The following is a 21411-nucleotide window of genomic DNA, read 5'->3' on the forward strand; positions in this document are numbered from 1 at the left end:
ACACCTTAGTTAAAAACAAAACCGCCGTTGACCGGGATCAGCTGCCCGGTGACAAACCGCGACAGATCGCTTAACAGCCAGACCACGCTGCCGGTGACGTCTTCCGGCTGCTGCGCGCCGGTTAACGCGCGGCCATTCTCGTAAAGCTGATGGCGCTCGGCCGGAACATATTCGGTCGCCTCGACGCGGGTTAACCCCGGCGCGATGGCATTAATGCGTATACGCTTTTCGCCCAGTTCACGCGCCATTGAGCGGGTCATGGCGATCACGGCGCCCTTGCTGGCGACGTAGGCCATCAGGCGCGGCGCGCCCCACAGCGCGGTGTCGGACGCAACGTTCACGATACCCGCGCCCTCGCGCAGCAGCGGCACCGCAGCGCGCGTCACCAGCCAGGTGCCTTTGACGTTGACGCTCATCACCCGATCCCAGAGATCCGGATCGTAATCGAGCATATTTTTGCCGCCGACGCCCGTCGCCATCGCCGCGTTGTTCACCAGGCCATCGATCTGACCATGCTCGCCAATCGCGCTGAACACCTGCTCAATGGACTGTGGATCGGCCAGATCGATAACGTGCGGTTCGATCGCATAGCCCCGCTCGCTCAGGGCGTGGGCGCTTTCGGCCAGCTCGCCCCTGAGGATGTCGCACATCACCACCGCCGCGCCCTGCTCCGCGCAGGCTTTGGCAAAGTGAAAGCCCAGCCCGCGCGCGGCGCCGGTTATGACGATGCGTTTGCCGCTCAGCAGCCCGTTCATCAGGCGGCTCCCTGCTGTTCTTCGCGCATCGCCAGCTGCTCTTTGGCGGCCTTTTGCATCATGCGGCGCAGGCGCGAGAGGCCGACGTCGTGCTGATACAGATATTCATGGTCGCGGGCGTTTGGCGCCAGGCTTTCCAGCACCACGCGGTCCTGCTCCAGCACTTCCCAGTGCAGTTTTTCCAGACGGTTGCGGTACATGAAGCGCCACATGTCGCGCTGCCAGCCCTGCACCCGGCGAATGCGCCAGAAGAAGACGCGGCAGTTGTCGTTATCTTCCGGCACCACCATGCCGACGATAAAGAAGTGGCCGCCCGGCCCGAAGCGCTTCTTGTACGGAATGGAGAGGCGCATCCAGCAGGTGCCGCTGTTGCCCAGCTCCACCCAGTCAAAGTTGACGCCGCTCTGCCCTTTCTTCTCGAAGATAAAGCCGGTTTTGGTCGGCTGGAGCACCATGTCGGCCTTGCGATCCCCTTCCGCCATTGAGTGCGACGAGGAGTGCAGATAGGTGCCGTGCATCGGATCCATCACGTTTTCCAGCGCGTACTGGTAATTGCATTTCCACGCGGCGGTGCAGAGGAAATTGCTGAAGCTGTCCGTATCGGCGAGCTCGTCCGGGAAGGTCAGCTCGTCCGGCTGCTGGTCTGCGGTGACGCCAAACCACAGGAAGATTGCGCCGTGCGCCTCCTGCACGTTGTAGCTGCGCACGCACTGCTGGCCGACCAGCGGGCATTTGTCCACGGCGGGCACGTCTTTCACCTCGCCGTTGCCCGCGACCTCCACGCCGTGATACCAGCAGGCAATGCGGTCGCCAAGGTTCCAGCCCATCGACAGGCGCGCGCCGCGGTGCGGACAGCGGTCCTCCAGCGCCTGCACCTGGCCGTCTTTGTTGCGCCAGACCACAATCTGTTCGCCCAGGCGGGTAATGCCCACCGGTGCAGACTGCACCTCCCAGCTCGCCAGCACCGGATACCAGAGGCCGCGCAGACCTTTATCGAGATAGTGTTGTACGGTCGTCGTCATCGCGTTGCCCTCAGTAGCCGTTAACCTGTAAGAATGCCTGGAAGCTGGCCTCGCTCCACGGCTCGCCCTGCTGATCGTGCATGCGCACCGCGTTCAGCCCGTTCACCAGCTCCGGTAAGGTTTCAACCCCCTTCTCGAAGAGATCTTCCAGCGTGGCGATGAGGTTCACTTCCCAGCTTTCCGGCTCGCGGCTGCGGGTCTGCCAGATAAGGTTCTGGTAATCACCCGGCTTATGGATCGCACCGTTACCGCCCTCAGCCGGTGGGGCAAACTGACGGCTTTCCGGCAGCGCCGGGTTGTAGTTCAGGGTGTCGCTCATGCCACGGTCTCCTCGACGAAGGTAATCTGAATCTGGTTTTCAAAAACCCGAACCGGGTAGCGGTTGAGGTTGCGCCCGCCGGGGCCGTGCAGGCACTGGCCGGTTTTGACGTCGAAGACCGCCTCGTGCAGCGGGCATTCCACCTTGCCGTCTTCCACGAAGCCCTGGCTCAGCAGGGCATAGGCGTGGGGGCATACGTCTTCCAGCGCGTAATATTCACCGTCAATCAAATACACGCCGATCTCTTTACCGTCGACGTTGCCGCTAAAAGGGAAATCTTCCTGTACTTGTTCTGCGTCACATACGCCTATCCAGCTCATCACGATCCTCCAGGCTTTTGTTTCATATATGAAACTCTGTTTCTTATTTAATACGGTCAATATAAAAGCGATGAATGTTTCGTCAAGCCGCAATGTGACGAATTTGTTAATCAAACGGCAATTAATTAACTAAGTGTGCAAAGGATCACGAAAAAATGCAGCGATATGAAATTTTCATTATTTCGGTGTGAAAGAATACGATTTATCGATGGCCTTAAATTTTAATAAACAGTGATTGACTTCTTTTCTTTTTGTTCCTTAAAAATAAAAGAAGGGAAAATTATGGTGTTTCACCTGTGAAACTTAATTTTATTTCTTCTTTAATAAACAATGAGTTTCACAGGTGAACCATTTTACCCACGTGACAATCACGCGCATAAAAATAGAAATAAGCGAAAACATAAGGCAGGCGTTATGACGGCAAGATGGCAAGGCACAGTGGCACTGTTATTACTGATTATTATTTCCTACGTTGACCGGGTGAATATTTCTGTCATGATTTTAGACCCGGAATTTGCTCAGCATTTTCAGCTAAATGAAAACAGAATGTTACAGGGAATGCTTATGACCTGTTTTCTGCTGGGTTATGGATTTTCAGCTTTAATATTAACTCCGGTTATTGAAAGCAAACTCCATTATCGAAAGGGATTATTGAGCAGCATAGCGATGTGGGCAGCGGTATGCGCCATTTCACCGCTGCTCGGATCGCTGATGGGCATGCTCGTCGCGCGCACGATCCTGGGGATCGCTGAGGGGCCGCTCTTTTCGCTGAAAACGCGCTTCATCAGCGATCACTTTAGCGCGCAGGAGATCGGCAAACCCAACGCCGTGACCGCGCTGGGCGTCTCGCTCGGGCTGGCCGTGGGCTTTCCGCTGGTAACGTGGCTGATGGCGCATCTCGGCTGGGCCGGGTCGTTTTATGCCCTGGCGGTATTAAATCTTGTGCTGGGTGGCGGCCTTGTCTGGCGCTTCCTGCCCGCGCCGCGGGGTGCAGAGAAAATCAAAAAACCGGGCTTTACAGAGACGTTTTCGCTGGCCTGGCAAACGCCGCTGCTCGGGTGGATCCTGCTGGTGGAGATTGCCACCCTGAGCTATCTCTGGGGGAGCAGCGCCTGGCTGCCCGCGTGGCTGCGCGACGAGCATCATTTCTCGCTGCACGCCACGGGCATGCTTGCGGCCATTCCCTTCCTGCTGAGTCTGGGCTCGAAGTTCCTCGGCGGGGTGCTGCTCGACAGAATGCGCCCGGAACAGGCGCCAATGCTGTTTGTGGTGGGCGGCGCGCTGACGGCGCTGTCCGTGGTCGCGCTGATGCTCAGCCATCAGCCTGCCTGGCTGGCGCTGTTTATGCTCTCGGCGAATATCCTCTGGGGGCTTCAGGGGGCGGCTATTCCGGCGGTGATCCAGCATCACGCCGCGCGGGAAGCGGTGGGCAGCGCTTACGGCATTATCAACGGGATCGGCAATATCTGCGCGGCGTTTATTCCGCTGCTGATGGGGATGGTGATGAGGTCGGTAGGGTCGGTCAGCTCAGGCTTTTCGGTGCTGGTCGTCTCGCAGGTAATCACCCTGCTTGCCGGGGGAATGTTGCTGCTGCGCATGCGTCGCGCAGCAGCAATCAGTGCGTAAGGCTTATTCGCCTTTTTTCGCGGCCTGGATGTAGAGCATTTCCAGCGCCAGGGTCGCCGCGGCAAGCGCGGTGATTTCGGACTGGTCATAGGCTGGCGCCACTTCTACCACGTCCATCCCAACGATGTTCAGATCCTTCAGGCCACGCACCAGCTTGATGGCGCGGTCTGACGTCAGGCCGCCAATCACCGGCGTACCGGTACCCGGTGCAAACGCCGGATCCAGGCAGTCGATATCGAAGGTCAGGTATACAGGCATATCGCCGACGATCTGCTTAACCTGAGCCAGAATATCGTCCACGCCGCGATCGTTCACCTGGCCGGCGTCCAGCACGGTGAAACCGTTGTCTTTGTCGAACTCGGTACGGATGCCGATCTGCACGGAGTGGTTCGGATCGATCAGGCCTTCTTTCGGCGCGGTGTAGAACATGGTGCCGTGGTCGAACTCGCAGCCGTTCGCGTAGGTGTCGGTATGCGCATCGAAGTGCACCAGCGCCATTTTACCGAAGTGCTTCGCGTGGGCGCGCAGCAGCGGCAGAGTGACAAAGTGGTCACCGCCGAAGGAGAGCATGCGTTTGCCAGCCGCCAGCAGTTTCTCTGCGTGCGCCTGCAATTTTTCGCTCATTTCGCGCGCGTCGCCGAAGGCGTACACCAGGTCACCGCAGTCCACCACGTTCAGGCGCTCGCGCATGTCGAAGTTCCACGGGAAGCGGTTGTGCTCCCAGGCCAGGTTGGTGGAAACCTGACGGATTGCCGCCGGGCCGTGACGCCCACCCGCACGACCGGAGGTTGCCATGTCGAACGGCACGCCGGTGATCACCCAGTCCGCGTCGCTGTCGTACGGCTGGAAGTTCATTGGAAGGCGTAAAAAACCAAACGCGTTAGATACCAGAGAGTTATCGTACTGATGACCTAAAGTGCTCATGTCCTGACCTCTTTTAACGTCGATACATTAAAAACAGATGAAAAAAAATCCCCTCCGCGTCGTTAAACCCGACGAGGAAGGGATTGATTCGTAAATCGCATATTGGGGCGAATTATCGCCGTTAATTCATACGGGTTCAAGTGAGTATAGGGCATTTAGGGCATTGTGCGGTCGGTCTGATGCCCTCACCCCAACCCTCTCCCACCGGGAGAGGGAGGTTTTACTACTCGTCTTCCAGGTAGGTGTACCCGTACAGACCCGCTTCAAACTCTTCCAGGAACTGCTGCTGCAGCGCGTCGTCCAGACCGGTGTTTTTCACCTGGTCGCGGAACTGGGTGAGCAGTTTTTTCGGATCCAGCTGCACGTATTCCAGCATATCCGCCACGGTGTCCCCTTCATCGGACAGTTCAACCTCGACGCTGCCATCAGGGAAGACAAACACGTCAACCGCTTCGGTATCGCCGAACAGGTTGTGCATGTTGCCGAGGATCTCCTGATACGCCCCGACCATAAAGAAGCCCAGCATTGGCGGGTTCTCCGGGTCGTATTCCGGCATTGGCATCGTCGTTGCGATACCGTCACCGTCAACGTAGTGATCAATCGCGCCGTCAGAGTCACAGGTGATGTCCAGCAGCACCGCGCGACGTTCCGGAGCGTGGTTCAGCCCTTCCAGCGGCAGAACCGGGAACAGCTGGTCGATCCCCCAGGCATCCGGCATCGACTGGAACAGGGAGAAGTTGACGTACATTTTGTCCGCCATACGCTCCTGCAACTCGTCGATAATCGGACGATGCGCGCGGTTGCTCGGGTCGAGCTGCTTCTGCACTTCATGGCACATGTTCAGATAGAGCTGCTCCGCCCACGCGCGCTCCTGCAGGCTGAAGGTGCCCGAAGAGTAGCCGACGTGAATATCGTGCAGATCCATCTGGCTGTCGTGCAGCCATTCGCGCAGGGAACGGCGCGTGCCCGGCTCGTGCATCTCCTGCCAGGTTTCCCACATGCTTTGCAGGGAACGTGGGGCATCGTCTGCCGGAGGCGTAGCTTCGGTGATTTCGCTGCGCTCGACGCCGATGATGTTAGACACCAGCACCGTATGGTGCGCGGTAACCGCGCGGCCAGATTCGGTGATCACTGTCGGGTGCGGCAGGCCGTGCTCTTCGCAGGCATCGCCAATCGCCCAGATGATGTTGTTGGCGTATTCGTTCAGGCCGTAGTTCACCGAGCAGTCGGACTGCGAGCGGGTTCCTTCGTAGTCCACGCCCAGGCCACCGCCCACGTCGAAGCACTGAATATTCACGCCAAGCTTGTGCAGCTCAACGTAGAAACGCGCGGACTCACGCACGCCGGTGGCGATGTCGCGAATATTGGCCATCTGCGAGCCGAGGTGGAAGTGCAGCAGCTGAATGCTGTCCAGACGACCGCGCTCGCGCAGGATCTCCACCAGCTGCAGCACCTGGTTCGCCGCGAGGCCGAACTTGGATTTTTCACCGCCGGAAGACTGCCATTTACCGGAACCCTGCGACGCCAGACGCGCACGTACGCCGAGGCGTGGAATAACGTTCAGACGCTCGGCCTCTTCCAGCACGATGGCAATTTCGGTCATCTTCTCGATAACCAGATAGACCTTGTGGCCCATCTTCTCGCCAATCAGCGCCAGACGAATGTATTCGCGGTCTTTATAGCCGTTACAGACGATCACCGACCGGGTCATGCCCGCGTGCGCCAGAACCGCCATCAGCTCCGCTTTGGAGCCTGCTTCCAGTCCCAGCGGTTCGCCGGAGTGGATCAGGGATTCGATTACGCGGCGGTGCTGGTTCACCTTGATCGGGTAAACCAGGAAGTAGTCGCCGTTATAGCCGTAGGATTCACGCGCGCGCTTGAACGCGGCGTTAATGGAACGCAGGCGATGTTGCAGGATCTGCGGGAAGCAGAACAGTGCAGGCAAACGCTGGCCCTGCGCTTCACGGGCTTTCACCAGCTTAGCGAGATCCACGCGCGCTTCAGGGACGTCCGGGTCCGGGCAGACGCTGATGTGGCCCAGTTCGTTGACGTCGTAGTAGTTATTGCCCCACCAGGCAATATTGTAAGTGCGCAGCATCTTGCTGGCTTCCTGGGAGCTCATCGCAACCTCCTGCATAGAACGTAGTACACCCTGTTCGCCCGCTGACGAAGGCGAAAAAGAAGACATGTCGTCAGACATAGCGAACCTCAACTCTTTGTATTAAGTGTAAAACAGTTGACTACTATCGCAGCGTTATACGGCGATAACAACCCATAAACGGCTCCGTTTCCCAGCAGAGTATGCTGAAATCCAGACCGTGCGACCGGTTTCTTATTCATATCATTGTAAAACACGTATCCGAACTCTGTATGACAAGGTTCGGCGAAACCACGAGAAAACTCTTGTATTAACAAGAGCGCCCTTGTTCAGTTTTCACAGAGCGTAACCGGCCCTTGAATCCTGAGAAGCGCCGAGATGGGTATAACATCGGCAGGTTTGCAGACTAGAAATGCGGGTTGCGGGAATCAATGGCGCGCCAGAACGGCAGCGCTGATTTAGCGGAAAACGATGGTTCATTATCTCGTATCACCTCCACGGCCGCCTCTGATGAAACGGACCCCAAGCCAAAGCTAAAAGTTCACTGCTTAACCCGGCTGGAAGTGGCGACACGATGTATTCATCGAGCGCTGATTTTATATGAGCCGCGCGCCGCGTTTTATACCGAGAAGGGGGCTAAAAAGCAAAACAAAAATACGCGTGTTGCCAGCAGCGTCAGGAAAAATTTCCAGCAGCCATTTCAACGCAGTGAGAGATGAATCAAAAAAAACTGGAAATCGGGCGAAGAAGTGACCTAAAATAGCCATCCAGATGTTAATCCATCTATACTGATTAACACTCATACTGCCAGTGTCAAAAACCTGCAGGCCTTGGTAGAATTATCTCCTTTGGCTATTCCACACAGCAGCTTGAGCTAACCAAATTCCTCTTAGGTGAAATAAAACATGGCAAAACACCTGTTTACGTCCGAGTCCGTATCAGAAGGACATCCTGATAAAATTGCTGACCAAATCTCCGATGCGGTGCTGGATGCGATCCTGGCGCAGGATCCTAAAGCGCGCGTAGCGTGTGAAACCTATGTCAAAACCGGCATGGTTCTGGTTGGCGGTGAGATCACCACCAGCGCATGGGTTGATATCGAAGAGATCACCCGTAACACGGTGCGTGAGATCGGCTATGTGCATTCTGATATGGGCTTTGATGCCAACTCCTGCGCGGTACTGAGCGCGATTGGCAAGCAGTCTCCGGACATTAACCAGGGCGTTGACCGTGCCGATCCGCTGGAACAAGGCGCGGGCGACCAGGGCCTGATGTTCGGTTATGCAACCAACGAAACCGACGTGCTGATGCCAGCACCTGTGACCTACGCACACCGTCTGGTGCAGCGTCAGGCTGAAGTGCGTAAAAACGGCACCCTGCCGTGGCTGCGCCCGGATGCGAAAAGCCAGGTCACCTTCCAGTACGACGACGGCAAAATCGTCGGTATTGACGCGGTGGTGCTGTCTACCCAGCATGCCGAAGAGATCGATCAGAAATCCCTGCAAGAAGCAGTGATGGAAGAGATCATCAAGCCGGTACTGCCGACCGAATGGCTGAGCTCAGCAACCAAATTCTTCATCAACCCAACCGGACGCTTTGTTATCGGCGGCCCAATGGGCGACTGCGGCCTGACCGGTCGTAAAATCATCGTTGATACCTACGGCGGCATGGCGCGTCACGGTGGCGGCGCGTTCTCCGGTAAAGATCCGTCTAAAGTTGACCGTTCTGCCGCCTATGCTGCGCGCTATGTAGCGAAAAATATCGTTGCTGCCGGCCTGGCTGACCGCTGTGAAATTCAGGTTTCCTACGCAATCGGCGTGGCTGAGCCAACCTCCATCATGGTGGAAACCTTCGGTACGGAGAAAGTGCCTTCAGAACAGCTGACCCTGCTGGTGCGCGAGTTCTTCGACCTGCGTCCATACGGCCTGATTCAGATGCTGGATCTGCTGCACCCAATCTACCAGGAAACCGCTGCATACGGTCACTTTGGTCGTGAACATTTCCCATGGGAAAAAACCGACAAAGCCGCTCTGCTGCGTGAAGCTGCCGGTCTGAAGTAATCGACAGCCGAGAGTATTAAACAGGCCAGCCTTTGTGCTGGCTTTTTTTATGTCGGGGGGCGGCTAAAGCCGCACAATTGAAAGCGATTACACCGCACCGGCACCACTCCGCTTTCAGAATAATCTCTTTGCATGATCGCCTTTCTTCTGCTGTTACATTTCCTTTCAGTTAAGTCTGAAATTCAAACAAACGCGATGCGCATCACCTCGTTTACCTCTATATTTTCAAAGCTTTAATAATTTTTACGGTTGCACGTTAGTGTAACCGATTACACCATTGTGATTAATCTCACATATTTTTACGGGTCGCTCACCTACCCTTATCATCAATAAAACTGATAACCCAACTGGAGGGCATAATGCCTGACAATAAAAAACAGGGGCGTACGTCCAACAAGGCGATGACTTTCTTCGTCTGCTTCCTCGCCGCCCTGGCAGGATTACTCTTTGGCCTGGATATCGGCGTCATTGCCGGCGCTCTTCCCTTCATCGCAGACGAATTCCAGATTAACGCGCATACTCAGGAATGGGTGGTTAGCTCCATGATGTTCGGTGCGGCCGTTGGGGCCGTCGGCAGCGGCTGGCTCTCCTTCAAGCTCGGACGCAAAAAGAGCCTGATGATCGGTGCGATCCTCTTCGTCGCCGGTTCGCTCTTCTCCGCTGCCGCCCCTAACGTTGAAGTGCTTATTCTTTCCCGCGTGCTGCTGGGCCTTGCGGTGGGCGTGGCGTCTTACACCGCCCCGCTCTACCTCTCCGAAATTGCGCCGGAGAAAATCCGCGGCAGTATGATTTCCATGTACCAGCTGATGATCACCATCGGTATTCTCGGCGCTTACCTGTCCGATACCGCGTTCAGCTACAGCGGCGCATGGCGCTGGATGCTCGGCGTGATCATCATCCCGGCTATTCTGCTGCTGATTGGCGTCTTCTTCCTGCCGGACAGCCCGCGCTGGTTTGCCGCCAAACGTCGCTTCGTTGATGCCGAACGCGTGCTGCTCCGCCTGCGCGATACCAGCGCGGAAGCGAAAAACGAGCTGGAAGAGATCCGCGAAAGCCTGAAGGTAAAACAATCCGGCTGGGCGCTGTTTAAAGAGAACAGCAACTTCCGTCGGGCGGTGTTCCTCGGCGTGCTGCTGCAGGTGATGCAGCAGTTCACCGGGATGAACGTCATCATGTACTACGCGCCAAAAATCTTTGAACTGGCGGGCTACACCAACACCACCGAGCAGATGTGGGGCACAGTTATTGTGGGCCTAACCAACGTGCTGGCGACCTTTATCGCCATCGGCCTGGTGGACCGCTGGGGTCGTAAGCCAACCCTGACCCTGGGCTTCCTGGTGATGGCGACGGGTATGGGCGTTCTCGGTACGATGATGCATGTGGGCATCCACTCCCCAACCGCCCAGTACTTCGCGGTGGGTATGCTGCTGATGTTTATCGTCGGGTTTGCGATGAGCGCCGGTCCGCTGATTTGGGTACTGTGCTCTGAAATCCAGCCGCTGAAAGGGCGTGATTTTGGTATCACCTGCTCTACCGCAACCAACTGGATTGCCAACATGATCGTCGGCGCAACGTTCCTGACCATGCTCAACACCCTGGGCAATGCCAACACCTTCTGGGTCTACGCCGGTCTGAATATCTTCTTTATTGTGCTGACCGTCTGGCTGGTTCCAGAAACCAAACATGTTTCTCTGGAACATATTGAACGTAACCTGATGAAAGGTCGTCCGCTGCGCGAAATCGGCGCCCACGACTAATCCTCTTGCGGGAGGCGCCTCTTGCGCCTCCCCGCTTCCCGCTTTATGCTCTGCCCCTATGAAAGCTCCCCGTCTCCCCATCGCCATTCAGCAAGCCGTTATGCGCAGCCTGCGGGAAAAACTTGCCCAGGCGAATCTGAAACTCGGCCGCAATTACCCTGAACCGAAGCTGGTCTATCAGCAGCGCGGCACCGCAGCCGGCACCGCCTGGCTGGAATCGTACGAGATCCGCCTGAACCCGGTGCTGATGATGGAAAACCAGCAGGCGTTTATTGAAGAAGTGGTGCCGCACGAGCTGGCGCACCTGCTGGTGTGGAAACACTTCGGACGCGTCGCGCCGCACGGAAAAGAGTGGAAATGGATGATGGAGGCGGTGCTTGAGGTTCCGGCGCGCCGCACCCATCAGTTTGAGCTGGAATCGGTGCGCCGCAATACCTTCCCCTACCGCTGCCAGTGCCAGCAGCACCAGCTTACCGTCCGCCGCCATAACCGCGTGGTGCGCGGCGAGGCGACCTACCGCTGCGTCAAATGCGGCGAACCGCTGATTGCAGAGTAATCACCTGAACTTTCAGGAACTTTCCTGATCTGACTGATTGCATACAGGAACAACATTCGTTACGTTGCGGGCTCGTTTTGACACGGAGTGTAAGATGTCCCGTAATGTTTCTCTCGCGGTCGCTTTTCTGGCGACGGCGCTTTCCGGTCAGGCCCTGGCCGACGGTATCAACAGTTTTTCCCAGGCCAAGGCAGCAGGCGTGAAGGTGAACGCCGATGTGCCGGGCGATTTCTACTGCGGCTGCAAAATTAACTGGCAGGGCAAAAAAGGGGTCGTTGACCTCGAATCCTGCGGCTATAAGGTGCGTAAAAACGAAAACCGCGCCAGCCGCATCGAGTGGGAGCATGTCGTTCCGGCCTGGCAGTTTGGTCACCAGCGCCAGTGCTGGCAGGACGGCGGACGTAAAAACTGCGCCAAAGATCCGGTTTATCGCCAGATGGAAAGCGACATGCATAACCTGCAGCCTGCGGTTGGTGAAGTGAACGGCGACCGCGGCAATTTCATGTACAGCCAGTGGAACGGTGGCGAAGGCCAGTATGGCCAGTGCGGTATGAAGGTAGATTTCAAAGAGAAAGTCGCCGAGCCCCCTGCCCGCGCGCGCGGCAGCATCGCCCGCACCTACTTCTACATGCGTGACCGTTATGACCTCAACCTTTCACGCCAGCAGACGCAGCTGTTCAATGCCTGGGATAAGCAGTATCCGGTGACGGAATGGGAATGCCAGCGCGACGAACGTATCGCCAGAGTCCAGGGGAATCATAACCCTTACGTCCAGCGGGCTTGCCAGGCGCAAAAGAGCTAACCTACACTACGGCAATTCGCTTATACCGCATGACATATGGAATTTTTGACTATGCGCATTCCCCGCATTTACCACCCTGAACTGATTACCGCAGGCCGCGAAATCGCCCTGTCTGACGACGCCGCCAACCACGTCGGCCGCGTGCTGCGCATGGGGGCTGGCCAGGCAATACAGCTGTTCGACGGCTCGAATCAGGTTTTCGACGCGGAAATCACGCGGGCGGATAAAAAAAGCGTGCATGTGAATGTCTTGCGCGGCGAAGTGGACGACCGTGAATCGCCGCTGCATATCCACCTTGGGCAGGTGATGTCGCGCGGAGAAAAGATGGAGTTCACCATTCAAAAATCCATTGAGCTGGGTGTAAGCCTCATTACGCCACTTTTTTCCGAGCGCTGTGGCGTTAAACTGGATGCGGAACGTCTGAACAAAAAGATCCAGCAGTGGCAGAAAATCGCCATTGCGGCCTGCGAACAGAGCGGCCGCAACCGTATTCCGGAGATCCGCCCGGCGATGGATCTGGAGGACTGGTGTGCAGAAGAGGATAGCGGGCTGAAGCTCAATCTTCATCCGCGCGCCAGCGCCAGCATCAATACGCTGCCGCTGCCCGTTGAGCGCGTACGCCTGCTGATTGGTCCCGAAGGCGGCCTGTCGGCGGACGAAATTGCGATGACGGCGCGCTACCAGTTTACTGATATTCTGTTGGGACCTCGCGTTCTGCGCACTGAGACAACGGCACTCACGGCCATAACCGCGCTACAGGTACGGTTTGGCGATCTGGGTTGAAGTATTAACGGAGAAGAACATGATAAAGCTCGGCATCGTGATGGATCCCATCGCAAACATTAACATCAAGAAAGATTCCAGCTTCGCCATGCTGCTGGAAGCGCAGCGTCGTGGCTATGAGCTCCACTATATGGAGATGAACGATCTTTATCTGATCAACGGTGAAGCCCGTGCACGCACCCGCATCGTTAACGTCGAGCAGAACTACGACAAATGGTACGAATTCGGCACCGAGCAGGACATTGCCCTGGCCGACCTCAACGTTATCCTGATGCGTAAAGATCCGCCGTTTGACACCGAATACATCTATAGCACCTACATCCTTGAGCGTGCCGAAGAGAAAGGGACGCTGATCGTCAACAAGCCGCAGAGCCTGCGCGACTGCAACGAGAAGCTTTACACCGCCTGGTTCTCTGACCTGACGCCGGAAACGCTGGTCACCCGCAGCAAAACGCAGCTGAAAGAATTCTGGCAGAAGCACGGCGACATCATCATGAAGCCGCTAGACGGCATGGGCGGCGCGTCTATTTTCCGCGTGAAGGAAGGCGACCCGAACATTGGCGTGATTGCCGAAACGCTGACCGAGCTGGGCACGCGTTACTGCATGGCGCAAAACTATATTCCAGCGATCAAAGATGGCGATAAGCGCGTGCTGGTCGTGGACGGTGAGCCGGTGCCTTACTGCCTGGCGCGTATCCCACAGGGAGGCGAAACCCGCGGTAACCTGGCGGCAGGTGGCCGCGGCGAGCCGCGCCCGCTAACCGAAAGCGACTGGGAAATTGCCCGCCGCGTTGGCCCAACGCTGAAAGCCAAAGGCCTGATCTTTGTTGGCCTGGATATCATCGGCGATCGCCTGACTGAAGTTAACGTCACCAGCCCAACCTGCATTCGCGAAATCGAAGCGGAGTTCCCGATCTCGATCACCGGAATGCTGATGGACGCTATCGAAAAACGTTTACAGAAATAAACTGTGACAGCGCCTGGGTTTATCCCCATACTGGGCGCTGTCGCTTTTTAAACCAGGAAACAGTACCTCTGACAATGAATTTACAGCATCACTTTCTTATTGCCATGCCTGCTCTCCAGGATCCGATTTTTCGCCGCGCCGTGGTTTATATTTGTGAATACAATGAAGACGGCGCGATGGGTATTATCATCAACAAACCGCTGGAAAACCTGCAGGTTGAAGGGATTCTGGACAAGCTGAAAATCTCGGCTGAAGCGCGCCTGCCGGAAATCCGGCTTGATAAACCGGTGATGCTGGGTGGACCTCTTGCCGAAGATCGCGGCTTTATCCTGCATACCCCGCCGGTATTCTCTTCCAGCATTCGCATCTCCGATAACACCGTGATCACCACCTCGCGCGACGTGCTTGAAACGCTGGGCACCGCTGAGCAGCCTTCCGAAGTGCTGGTGGCGCTGGGCTATTCGTCGTGGGAGAAAGGCCAGCTTGAGCAAGAGATCCTCGATAACGCCTGGCTTACCGCACCTGCGGACATGAATATTCTGTTTAAAACCCCTATTGCCGATCGCTGGCGTGATGCGGCAAAGCTGATTGGCATTGATATTCTGACCATGCCTGGCGTAGCGGGGCACGCGTAATGAGCGGCACCCTTCTCGCCTTCGACTTCGGCACCAAAAGCATCGGCGTCGCCGTGGGTCAACGGATCACCGGCACCGCCCGCCCGCTCACGGCGCTGAAAGCTAACGACGGCACGCCGGACTGGAACCTTATTGAGCGCCTGCTCAAAGAGTGGCAGCCGGACGACGTGATTGTCGGCCTGCCGCTGAACATGGACGGCACCGAGCAACCGCTTACCGCCCGCGCGCGTAAATTCGCCAATAAAATCCATGGCCGCTTTGGCGTCTCCGTGAAGCTTCACGACGAGCGTCTCAGCACCGTCGAAGCGCGTGCAGGCCTGTTTGAACACGGTGGCTTCCGGGCGCTTAACAAAGGCAGCGTAGACTCCGCTTCAGCCGTTATCATCCTCGAAAGCTACTTCGAACAGGGCTTTTAACGCAGGGGCCTAAAGCCGCCCCTGTGCCCGTCTCTCCGCCAGGCTCTGGTCAAAGTTCTGCATTCCCGCCTGCTGGCCGGTTTGAATGATGCCGGGCAGCTGCCACGTCTTCCCCTCACGAATCAGATTCGCCGCCGCCGCGGTGTTTACCAGCAGCTCGTACAGCGCGACGCGCCCGCCCTGAAGATCGGGAAGCAGCTTTTGCGCCAGCACTGCCCGCAGGCTGCCAGCCAGCTGGTTACGCACCGGATCTTTCTCCTGCGCCGGGAACGTATCGACCAGCCGTTCAATCGCCTGTGCTGCCCCGCGCGTGTGCAGCGTCGCCAGCACCAGATGCCCGGTCTCCGCCGCCGTCAGCGCCAGGCGGATCGTTTCGCTGTCGCGCAGCTCCCCCAGCAAAATAACGTCCGGGTCCTCGCGTAACGCACTGCGCAGCGCCTCTGCAAATGACGGGCTGTGCTGGCCTATCTCCCGCTGCTGAATCAGGCAACGTTCACTCTGGTACATAAACTCCACCGGATCTTCAAGCGTGAGGATATGGCCGTCAGTATGGCGGTTGAGGAAGTCGATCATTGCGGCCAGCGTGGTGGATTTACCGCTGCCGGTCGCTCCCGTTACCAGAATCAACCCGTTGTCGCTGGACAACAGTTCGGGAATAGCGCGCGGCACCCCAAGCGAAGGGAGCTGCGGACAGGAACGCGGCAACAGCCGCAGGGTAACGGAGATGCCCTTCATCTGCTTAAACGCACTGCCGCGCAGACGCTGGTCTCCTGTGACCGTCACGGCAAAATCGACCTGCCCGTTTGCCCACCATGCGCCCTGCTGTTCGTCGTTGAGCCACGCCTTTAGCAACGCCCCGACATCCGGCGGCGGAAACGGGGCCGGCTCAAGGCGGCCCAATCTGCGCCAGCGCGGTGGTGAATCACTGCACAGGTGTAGATCGGAGACGTTATGCTTTACACTAAGGGCCACAATTTCTTCCACATCCATAGACTACTCCTCGGAAAATGAACGACATTGCGCATAACCTGGCACAGGTCCGGGACAAAATCTCAGCCGCTGCAACGCGTTGCGGCCGTGCTTCAGAAGAAATTACGCTACTTGCAGTCAGCAAAACCAAGCCTGCGAGCGCCATCGCAGAAGCGATTGCTGCAGGTCACCGGGCGTTTGGCGAAAACTACGTGCAGGAAGGTGTGGATAAAATTCGCTACTTCCAGGAGCAGGAGACGTCCGATCTGCAATGGCACTTTATTGGTCCCCTGCAGTCGAACAAAAGCCGTCTGGTGGCAGAGCACTTTGACTGGTGCCATACCATCGACCGTCTGCGTATTGCTTCCCGTCTGAATGACCAGCGCCCGGCGGAGATGCCTGCGCTTAACGTGCTGATTCAAATCAACATCAGTGATGAAAACAGCAAGTCCGGCATTGCGCTGAGCGAGCTGGATGCGCTGGCCGCAGAGGTGGCCGCCCTGCCGCGCTTAACCCTGCGCGGGCTGATGGCCATTCCGGCACCTGAGTCAAGTTATGAAAGGCAGTTTGCCGTGGCACAGCAAATGGCTGTAGCATTTGAGGCGCTTAAAGCGCGCTATGAAACGGTAGACACGCTTTCACTGGGCATGTCGGATGATATGGAAGCCGCCATCGCGGCAGGCAGCACTATGGTGCGCATCGGCACAGCCATTTTCGGTGCGCGCGACTACACCAAATAATAAGGAAACCTGAGGAACGCCATGAAGACGTTGACTTTCCTGCTCTCAACGGTCATTGAGCTGTACACGATGGCGCTTTTGCTGCGCGTCTGGATGCAGTGGGCCCGCTGTGACTTTTACAATCCGTTCTCCCAGTTTGTCGTGAAAATCACGCAACCTGTTGTCGGACCGCTGCGCCGTATTATCCCGGCCATGGGCCCCATCGACAGCGCTTCGCTGCTGGTGGCGTTTATTCTGAGCGTGCTCAAAGCCATCGTGCTGTTTATGGTCATCACCTTCCAGCCGATTATCTGGATTGCCGCCGTTCTGATTCTGATCAAAACCGTCGGTTTGCTGATCTTCTGGGTACTGCTGGTGATGGCGATCATGAGCTGGGTAAGCCAGGGGCGTAGCCCGGTAGAGTACGCCTTGATTCAGCTGGCCGAGCCGCTGCTGCGTCCGATCCGTAACCTGCTCCCGTCCATGGGCGGCATCGACTTCTCCCCGATGATCCTGGTGCTGCTGCTCTATGTGATCAACATGGGGATCGCCGAACTGCTCCAGTCTACGGGCGATATGCTGCTGCCGGGGCTGTGGATGGCGCTATGAGTGCAGTAAGCACCTGCACCGACGGGCTGGTTTTACGGCTGTATATTCAGCCGAAAGCCAGCCGTGACAGTATTGTTGGGCTGCATGGCGACGAGCTAAAGGTCGCCATCACCGCCCCACCGGTCGATGGCCAGGCGAACGCGCATCTGACCAAATATCTGGCAAAACAGTTTCGCGTCGCCAAAAGCCAGGTCATCATTGAAAAAGGTGAACTTGGGCGGCATAAACAGGTAAAAATCCTTAATCCGCAATCTATCCCGACGGAAGTCGCGGCTCTGACAGAACAGGACTAAACCATGCAGAAAGTTGTTCTCGCGACCGGTAACGCCGGTAAAGTGCGCGAGCTGGCCTCGCTATTAAATGATTTTGGGCTGGACGTGGTGGCTCAGACCGAGCTGGGCGTGGAGTCCGCCGAAGAGACGGGCCTGACGTTTATCGAAAACGCCATTCTGAAAGCGCGCCATGCGGCGCAGGTAACCGGCCTGCCCGCGATTGCCGACGACTCCGGTCTGGCCGTGGATTTTCTCGGCGGTGCGCCGGGGATTTACTCCGCGCGCTATTCCGGGGTGGACGCCACCGACCAGCAGAATCTGGAAAAGCTGCTCGTGGCCCTGAAGGACGTTCCCGACGAACAGCGTACCGCGCAGTTCCACTGCGTGCTGGTCTACATGCGTCATGCGGAAGACCCGACGCCGATTGTCTGTCACGGCAGCTGGCCGGGCGTGATTACCCGTGAAGCGGCGGGCAACGGCGGCTTTGGCTACGACCCGATTTTCTTTGTCCCGACCGAGGGCAAAACCGCTGCGGAACTGACCCGCGAAGAGAAAAGCGCGATTTCCCACCGTGGACGCGCGCTGAAACTGTTACTGGAAGCGTTACGTAATGGCTAATTTGCCGCCTCTGAGTCTTTATATTCATATCCCGTGGTGCGTGCAGAAATGCCCGTACTGTGATTTCAATTCGCACGCGCTGAAGGGCGAAGTGCCGCACGATGACTACGTTGCGCATCTGCTGGCCGACCTGGACGCCGATGTACCTTACGCACAGGGACGTGAAGTTAAGACCATTTTCATTGGTGGCGGTACGCCGAGCCTGCTGTCAGGCCCGGCGATGCAAACGCTGCTGGACGGCGTGCGTGCGCGCCTGAACCTGGCGGCGGATGCGGAAATTACGATGGAAGCCAACCCCGGCACCGTTGAGGCCGACCGTTTTGTCGACTATCAGCGCGCGGGCGTGAACCGTATCTCCATCGGCGTGCAGAGCTTTAGCGAGCCGAAGCTGAAGCGTCTGGGTCGCATTCACGGCCCGGAAGAGGCGAAGCGCGCGGCGAACCTGGCAACGGGGCTTGGGCTGCGCAGCTTTAACCTCGATTTGATGCATGGCCTGCCGGATCAGTCGCTGGAAGAGGCGCTGGACGATCTGCGCCAGGCAATTGAACTGAACCCGCCGCATTTGTCGTGGTATCAGCTCACCATCGAGCCAAACACGCTGTTCGGCTCCCGCCCGCCGGTGCTGCCGGATGACGACGCGCTGTGGGATATCTTCGAGCAGGGCCACACGCTTTTGACCGCTGCCGGGTATCAGCAGTATGAAACGTCCGCCTACGCGAAGCCGGGCTTCCAGTGTCAGCACAACCTGAACTACTGGCGTTTTGGTGATTATCTGGGGATTGGCTGCGGCGCCCACGGCAAGGTGACCTTCCCGGATGGTCGCATCCTTCGCACCGCCAAAACCCGCCACCCGCGCGGATTTATGGAAGGACGCTACCTGGAGCGTCAGCACGACGTTGAGGCGGCGGATAAGCCGTTTGAGTTCTTTATGAACCGTTTCCGCCTGCTGGAAGCCGCGCCGCGCGCGGAGTTTTCGCTGTACACCGGCCTGGCGGAATCGGTGATTCGTCCGCAGATTGACGAAGCGCTGGCAAAGGGGTATCTCACCGAGAGTGAGGAATGCTGGCAGATCACCGAGCACGGCAAGCTGTTCTTAAACTCCCTTCTTGAGCTGTTCCTCGCTGAAGATTCCTGAAGGCTGATTCAGGATTTCGCATCCCGTTCTGCCAGCTAAGGGAAAGGCTGGCAGAGTATGAGGATGGAAATTATTCGTTTTCTGGAACAACGAACTCTGGGATACGAAGAGGTGGTGTAAGAGAGGATCTTTGAGACGCTGCAAATGCTGCAACTCTCACTCCTGCCCTCTCCCTGAAAGGGAGAGGGCCAGGATGAGGGGAACTTACTTCAGCGTCCCCACCAGCGCCTTCCGGCTATCTTCCAGCGACACCACGCGTTTACACACGTCTTTGCCGAACTGCTGGAAATCATCTTCCTGGTTCTTCCACTCGTTCTGAATGGAAGTCTGCAAGCCGCCAAGGCTGCCCAGCACACCCTGCAGCGGGTTACCGCCGCCTTTCAGCACGGCTTTGGCGCCCATCTCGTTGATGCTGTCCTGCAGGATGCCGCCCATCGCCTGGTTCACCAGCTGCTGGCCGTCAGCGCGGACCTGATCGATCGCCTTATAGTGGAACGTCAGGCCATCAGAGCGCGTCTCGATAATGCGGTTCATCTGCTCTTTGAGCTGCTTGTCGAGCTTCGTAAGGCGGGAGCGCATATTACTGCTCTCCCCCACCTCTTTAGTGATGATTTTGTCCAGCGCGACGCGGCTCTTTTCGACGCGCGTCAGGGCGCCTTCATTAATCCATGGCAGCGCGGTACGCAAATCGGCCTGATAATCTTTCGCCTGCTCACGCTGTGCGGCAGTCAGGTTGTACTGTTTGCCGTTAAAGGTGACGTTCCCTTCCGGCGTAATCACCAGATTGCCGTTCTCGCCTTTGACCTGCACGGTTTGCGGGCTTAACACCACGTCATCACGCGGGGTGACGCTACATTGATAATCCGCATGGGCGGTGAATCCGGTTGCCATCAAAGCAACAGCCAGCAACGTTTTGCGCATCTTAAACACTCCCTCAGACAAAATGGGCCAGCTAATGCTGGCCCGCTTACTGCTTTATTAGTCCCACCAAACGTCGAAAAGTTCGCTCACGCGGACATCTTCCAGCTTGTGCTCTTCAAGCCATTTGCGAACCAGGGCCTGATGTTCTTCGGTGCATTTGCCCACTTCCTGGGTGCAGATCAGACCTTCCCATGCCAGGTAGCCGCTACCGTCGAAGGCCAGCTTGTTAGGCTCGATCACCTCGTTGATGAACGCATCAACGTCCTGGTCGATCTGCTCAACGCTGGTGCCTTCCGGGAAACGCCAGGCAACGGAGAAGCCCACTTCCTGGAATTCTTCGATGTGCATCTTTTTACGCAGACGACGGCTACGATTCTTTGCCATTATTTCACCCTCTCGAACATTAAGTCCCATACGCCGTGACCAAGACGATGGCCACGCTGTTCAAATTTTGTCACCGGACGCGATTCCGGACGCGGTACGTAGTCGTTGCTCTCGGACTGATTTTTGTACCCGTCCAGCGACGACATCACTTCCAGCATGTGTTCCGCATACGGTTCCCAGTCGGTCGCCATGTGGAAAACGCCGCCCAGCTTGAGCTTGCTTTTCACCAGCTCGGCAAACGGTGCCTGAACGATACGGCGTTTATTATGACGCGCTTTGTGCCATGGGTCAGGGAAAAAGAGCTGAACCATGTTCAAAGAATTGTCAGGAATCATTTTGTGCAGCACTTCCACCGCGTCGTGACACATCACGCGCAGGTTCTCAACGCCCTCTTCGTGGGCCGTTGCCAGGCACGCGCCGACGCCCGGCGAGTGTACTTCAATGCCGAGGAAGTTCTGCTCCGGGCGCGCTTTCGCCATGGTGACCAGCGAGGTGCCCATACCAAACCCGATCTCCAGCGTGACGGGCGCGTCGCGGCCAAACAGTTCGGTAAAGTCGAGCGGCTGCTCGCTGAACTCAACGCCCATCACCGGCCAGTAGTTGTCCAGCGCGTGTTGCTGCCCTTTGGTCAGGCGGCCCTGACGGCGGACAAAGCTGCGAATACGGCGCAGCGGGCGACCGTTTTCATCAAATTCCGGTGAAATGACGTCGTTTTTCATAAAAGAGTTGTCTGCTTGTGAGAAT

At 57.1% G+C, this 21411-nt stretch carries 27 protein-coding genes; 15 read left to right on the forward strand and 12 right to left on the reverse strand.

Features of this window, described 5'->3' with window-relative positions:
• Positions 1-5: 5 nt before the first annotated feature.
• From DG357_RS18860 to DG357_RS18875, 4 genes are read right to left on the reverse strand one after another with little or no spacing between them, the layout of a single operon-like run.
• Positions 6-755, reverse strand: a complete 750-nt coding sequence (locus DG357_RS18860) for an SDR family oxidoreductase (protein WP_088204250.1) — start codon at positions 753-755, stop codon at positions 6-8.
• Complete coding sequence (locus DG357_RS18865; protein WP_028014352.1) at positions 755-1777, reverse strand: aromatic ring-hydroxylating oxygenase subunit alpha; 1023 nt, start codon at positions 1775-1777, stop codon at positions 755-757. Before DG357_RS18865 ends, DG357_RS18860 begins: the two co-directional genes overlap by 1 nt.
• Positions 1778-1787: 10 nt before the next feature.
• Complete coding sequence (locus tag DG357_RS18870; RefSeq protein WP_088204251.1) at positions 1788-2096, reverse strand: recombinase-like helix-turn-helix domain-containing protein; 309 nt, start codon at positions 2094-2096, stop codon at positions 1788-1790.
• Positions 2093-2416: a Rieske (2Fe-2S) protein gene (locus DG357_RS18875; RefSeq protein WP_003860044.1), complete on the reverse strand. Its 324-nt coding sequence runs from the start codon at positions 2414-2416 to the stop codon at positions 2093-2095. The genes DG357_RS18870 and DG357_RS18875 overlap by 4 nt, the downstream gene beginning before the upstream one ends.
• A 414-nt stretch (positions 2417-2830) precedes the next feature.
• Here DG357_RS18875 and DG357_RS18880 point away from each other — a divergent pair, with 414 nt between their 5' ends.
• Positions 2831-4042 (forward strand): MFS transporter, encoded by a 1212-nt coding sequence (locus DG357_RS18880; RefSeq protein ID WP_088204252.1) that lies wholly within the window; start codon positions 2831-2833, stop codon positions 4040-4042.
• Positions 4043-4045: 3 nt separating this feature from the next.
• On the opposite strand, the gene speB is transcribed toward DG357_RS18880, so the two are convergent.
• The 4 genes from speB to DG357_RS23385 all read right to left on the reverse strand — a co-directional run bounded on the left by speB (position 4046) and on the right by DG357_RS23385 (position 7544).
• A complete protein-coding gene (gene speB, locus DG357_RS18885) occupies positions 4046-4966 on the reverse strand; it encodes an agmatinase (RefSeq protein ID WP_017382921.1) in 921 nt (306 codons plus the stop codon).
• 223 nt (positions 4967-5189) lie between these two features.
• The gene (gene speA, locus DG357_RS18890; RefSeq protein ID WP_045629995.1) at positions 5190-7166 is read right to left on the reverse strand and encodes a biosynthetic arginine decarboxylase; all 1977 of its coding nucleotides are present in this window, start codon (positions 7164-7166) and stop codon (positions 5190-5192) included.
• An 8-nt stretch (positions 7167-7174) separates the two neighbouring features.
• Positions 7175-7306, reverse strand: a complete 132-nt coding sequence (gene yqgB / locus DG357_RS18895; protein ID WP_127312443.1) for an acid stress response protein YqgB — start codon at positions 7304-7306, stop codon at positions 7175-7177.
• 94 nt (positions 7307-7400) lie between these two features.
• Complete coding sequence (locus DG357_RS23385; RefSeq protein ID WP_420909423.1) at positions 7401-7544, reverse strand: hypothetical protein; 144 nt, start codon at positions 7542-7544, stop codon at positions 7401-7403.
• Between DG357_RS23385 and DG357_RS23230 the strand changes: the two genes are divergently transcribed.
• From DG357_RS23230 to ruvX, 9 genes are all read left to right on the forward strand, one after another.
• Positions 7496-7783, forward strand: a complete 288-nt coding sequence (locus tag DG357_RS23230) for a hypothetical protein (protein WP_231940811.1) — start codon at positions 7496-7498, stop codon at positions 7781-7783. The genes DG357_RS23385 and DG357_RS23230 overlap by 49 nt on opposite strands.
• Positions 7784-7969: 186 nt before the next feature.
• On the forward strand, positions 7970-9124 hold the full coding sequence (gene metK / locus DG357_RS18905; RefSeq protein WP_041908329.1) for a methionine adenosyltransferase: 1155 nt from the start codon (positions 7970-7972) through the stop codon (positions 9122-9124).
• Between the two features lie 359 nt (positions 9125-9483).
• Positions 9484-10881 (forward strand): galactose/proton symporter, encoded by a 1398-nt coding sequence (gene galP / locus DG357_RS18910; protein WP_041908328.1) that lies wholly within the window; start codon positions 9484-9486, stop codon positions 10879-10881.
• 58 nt (positions 10882-10939) lie between these two features.
• Positions 10940-11437, forward strand: coding sequence for a SprT family zinc-dependent metalloprotease (locus DG357_RS18915; RefSeq protein ID WP_088204254.1), 498 nt, complete (start codon positions 10940-10942; stop codon positions 11435-11437).
• Between the two features lie 94 nt (positions 11438-11531).
• Entirely contained in the window at positions 11532-12239 is a 708-nt protein-coding gene (gene endA / locus DG357_RS18920) for a deoxyribonuclease I (RefSeq protein WP_028014365.1), read from the forward strand.
• Positions 12240-12290: 51 nt separating this feature from the next.
• Entirely contained in the window at positions 12291-13022 is a 732-nt protein-coding gene (rsmE, locus tag DG357_RS18925) for a 16S rRNA (uracil(1498)-N(3))-methyltransferase (RefSeq protein ID WP_041908327.1), read from the forward strand.
• Positions 13023-13041: 19 nt separating this feature from the next.
• Positions 13042-13989: a glutathione synthase gene (gene gshB / locus DG357_RS18930; RefSeq protein ID WP_041908326.1), complete on the forward strand. Its 948-nt coding sequence runs from the start codon at positions 13042-13044 to the stop codon at positions 13987-13989.
• A 74-nt stretch (positions 13990-14063) separates the two neighbouring features.
• A complete protein-coding gene (locus tag DG357_RS18935) occupies positions 14064-14624 on the forward strand; it encodes a YqgE/AlgH family protein (RefSeq protein WP_028014368.1) in 561 nt (186 codons plus the stop codon).
• Positions 14624-15040 (forward strand): Holliday junction resolvase RuvX, encoded by a 417-nt coding sequence (gene ruvX, locus DG357_RS18940; RefSeq protein ID WP_021242076.1) that lies wholly within the window; start codon positions 14624-14626, stop codon positions 15038-15040. The genes DG357_RS18935 and ruvX overlap by 1 nt, the downstream gene beginning before the upstream one ends.
• 9 nt (positions 15041-15049) lie before the next feature.
• Here ruvX and DG357_RS18945 read toward each other — a convergent pair whose 3' ends face one another.
• Positions 15050-16030: a type IV pilus twitching motility protein PilT gene (locus DG357_RS18945; protein ID WP_088204256.1), complete on the reverse strand. Its 981-nt coding sequence runs from the start codon at positions 16028-16030 to the stop codon at positions 15050-15052.
• A gap of 17 nt (positions 16031-16047) precedes the next feature.
• On the opposite strand from DG357_RS18945, the gene DG357_RS18950 reads away from it, so the two are divergent.
• The 5 genes from DG357_RS18950 to hemW are packed head-to-tail and all read left to right on the forward strand — an operon-like array spanning position 16048 to position 19362.
• Entirely contained in the window at positions 16048-16749 is a 702-nt protein-coding gene (locus DG357_RS18950) for a YggS family pyridoxal phosphate-dependent enzyme (RefSeq protein WP_047367421.1), read from the forward strand.
• A gap of 21 nt (positions 16750-16770) precedes the next feature.
• Complete coding sequence (locus DG357_RS18955; RefSeq protein WP_045260768.1) at positions 16771-17337, forward strand: YggT family protein; 567 nt, start codon at positions 16771-16773, stop codon at positions 17335-17337.
• Positions 17334-17630: a DUF167 family protein YggU gene (gene yggU / locus DG357_RS18960; protein ID WP_047364545.1), complete on the forward strand. Its 297-nt coding sequence runs from the start codon at positions 17334-17336 to the stop codon at positions 17628-17630. The genes DG357_RS18955 and yggU overlap by 4 nt, the downstream gene beginning before the upstream one ends.
• A 3-nt stretch (positions 17631-17633) precedes the next feature.
• Positions 17634-18227, forward strand: a complete 594-nt coding sequence (locus DG357_RS18965; protein ID WP_010435473.1) for an XTP/dITP diphosphatase — start codon at positions 17634-17636, stop codon at positions 18225-18227.
• Positions 18220-19362: a radical SAM family heme chaperone HemW gene (gene hemW / locus DG357_RS18970; protein WP_088204257.1), complete on the forward strand. Its 1143-nt coding sequence runs from the start codon at positions 18220-18222 to the stop codon at positions 19360-19362. The genes DG357_RS18965 and hemW overlap by 8 nt, the downstream gene beginning before the upstream one ends.
• A gap of 204 nt (positions 19363-19566) precedes the next feature.
• Here the strand turns inward: hemW and DG357_RS18975 are convergent, their stop codons facing one another.
• Genes DG357_RS18975 through trmB form a run of 3 tightly spaced genes read right to left on the reverse strand, consistent with a single transcriptional unit; the run spans position 19567 to position 21386 of the window.
• Positions 19567-20283, reverse strand: a complete 717-nt coding sequence (locus tag DG357_RS18975) for a YggN family protein (RefSeq protein ID WP_041908321.1) — start codon at positions 20281-20283, stop codon at positions 19567-19569.
• A 57-nt stretch (positions 20284-20340) separates the two neighbouring features.
• Complete coding sequence (locus DG357_RS18980) at positions 20341-20667, reverse strand: YggL family protein (protein ID WP_028014375.1); 327 nt, start codon at positions 20665-20667, stop codon at positions 20341-20343.
• Entirely contained in the window at positions 20667-21386 is a 720-nt protein-coding gene (gene trmB / locus DG357_RS18985; RefSeq protein WP_028014376.1) for a tRNA (guanosine(46)-N7)-methyltransferase TrmB, read from the reverse strand. The genes DG357_RS18980 and trmB overlap by 1 nt, the downstream gene beginning before the upstream one ends.
• Positions 21387-21411: the final 25 nt, after the last annotated feature.

Origin of the sequence: Enterobacter bugandensis (assembly GCF_900324475.1) — a bacterium.
GTDB lineage: Bacteria > Pseudomonadota > Gammaproteobacteria > Enterobacterales > Enterobacteriaceae > Enterobacter > Enterobacter bugandensis.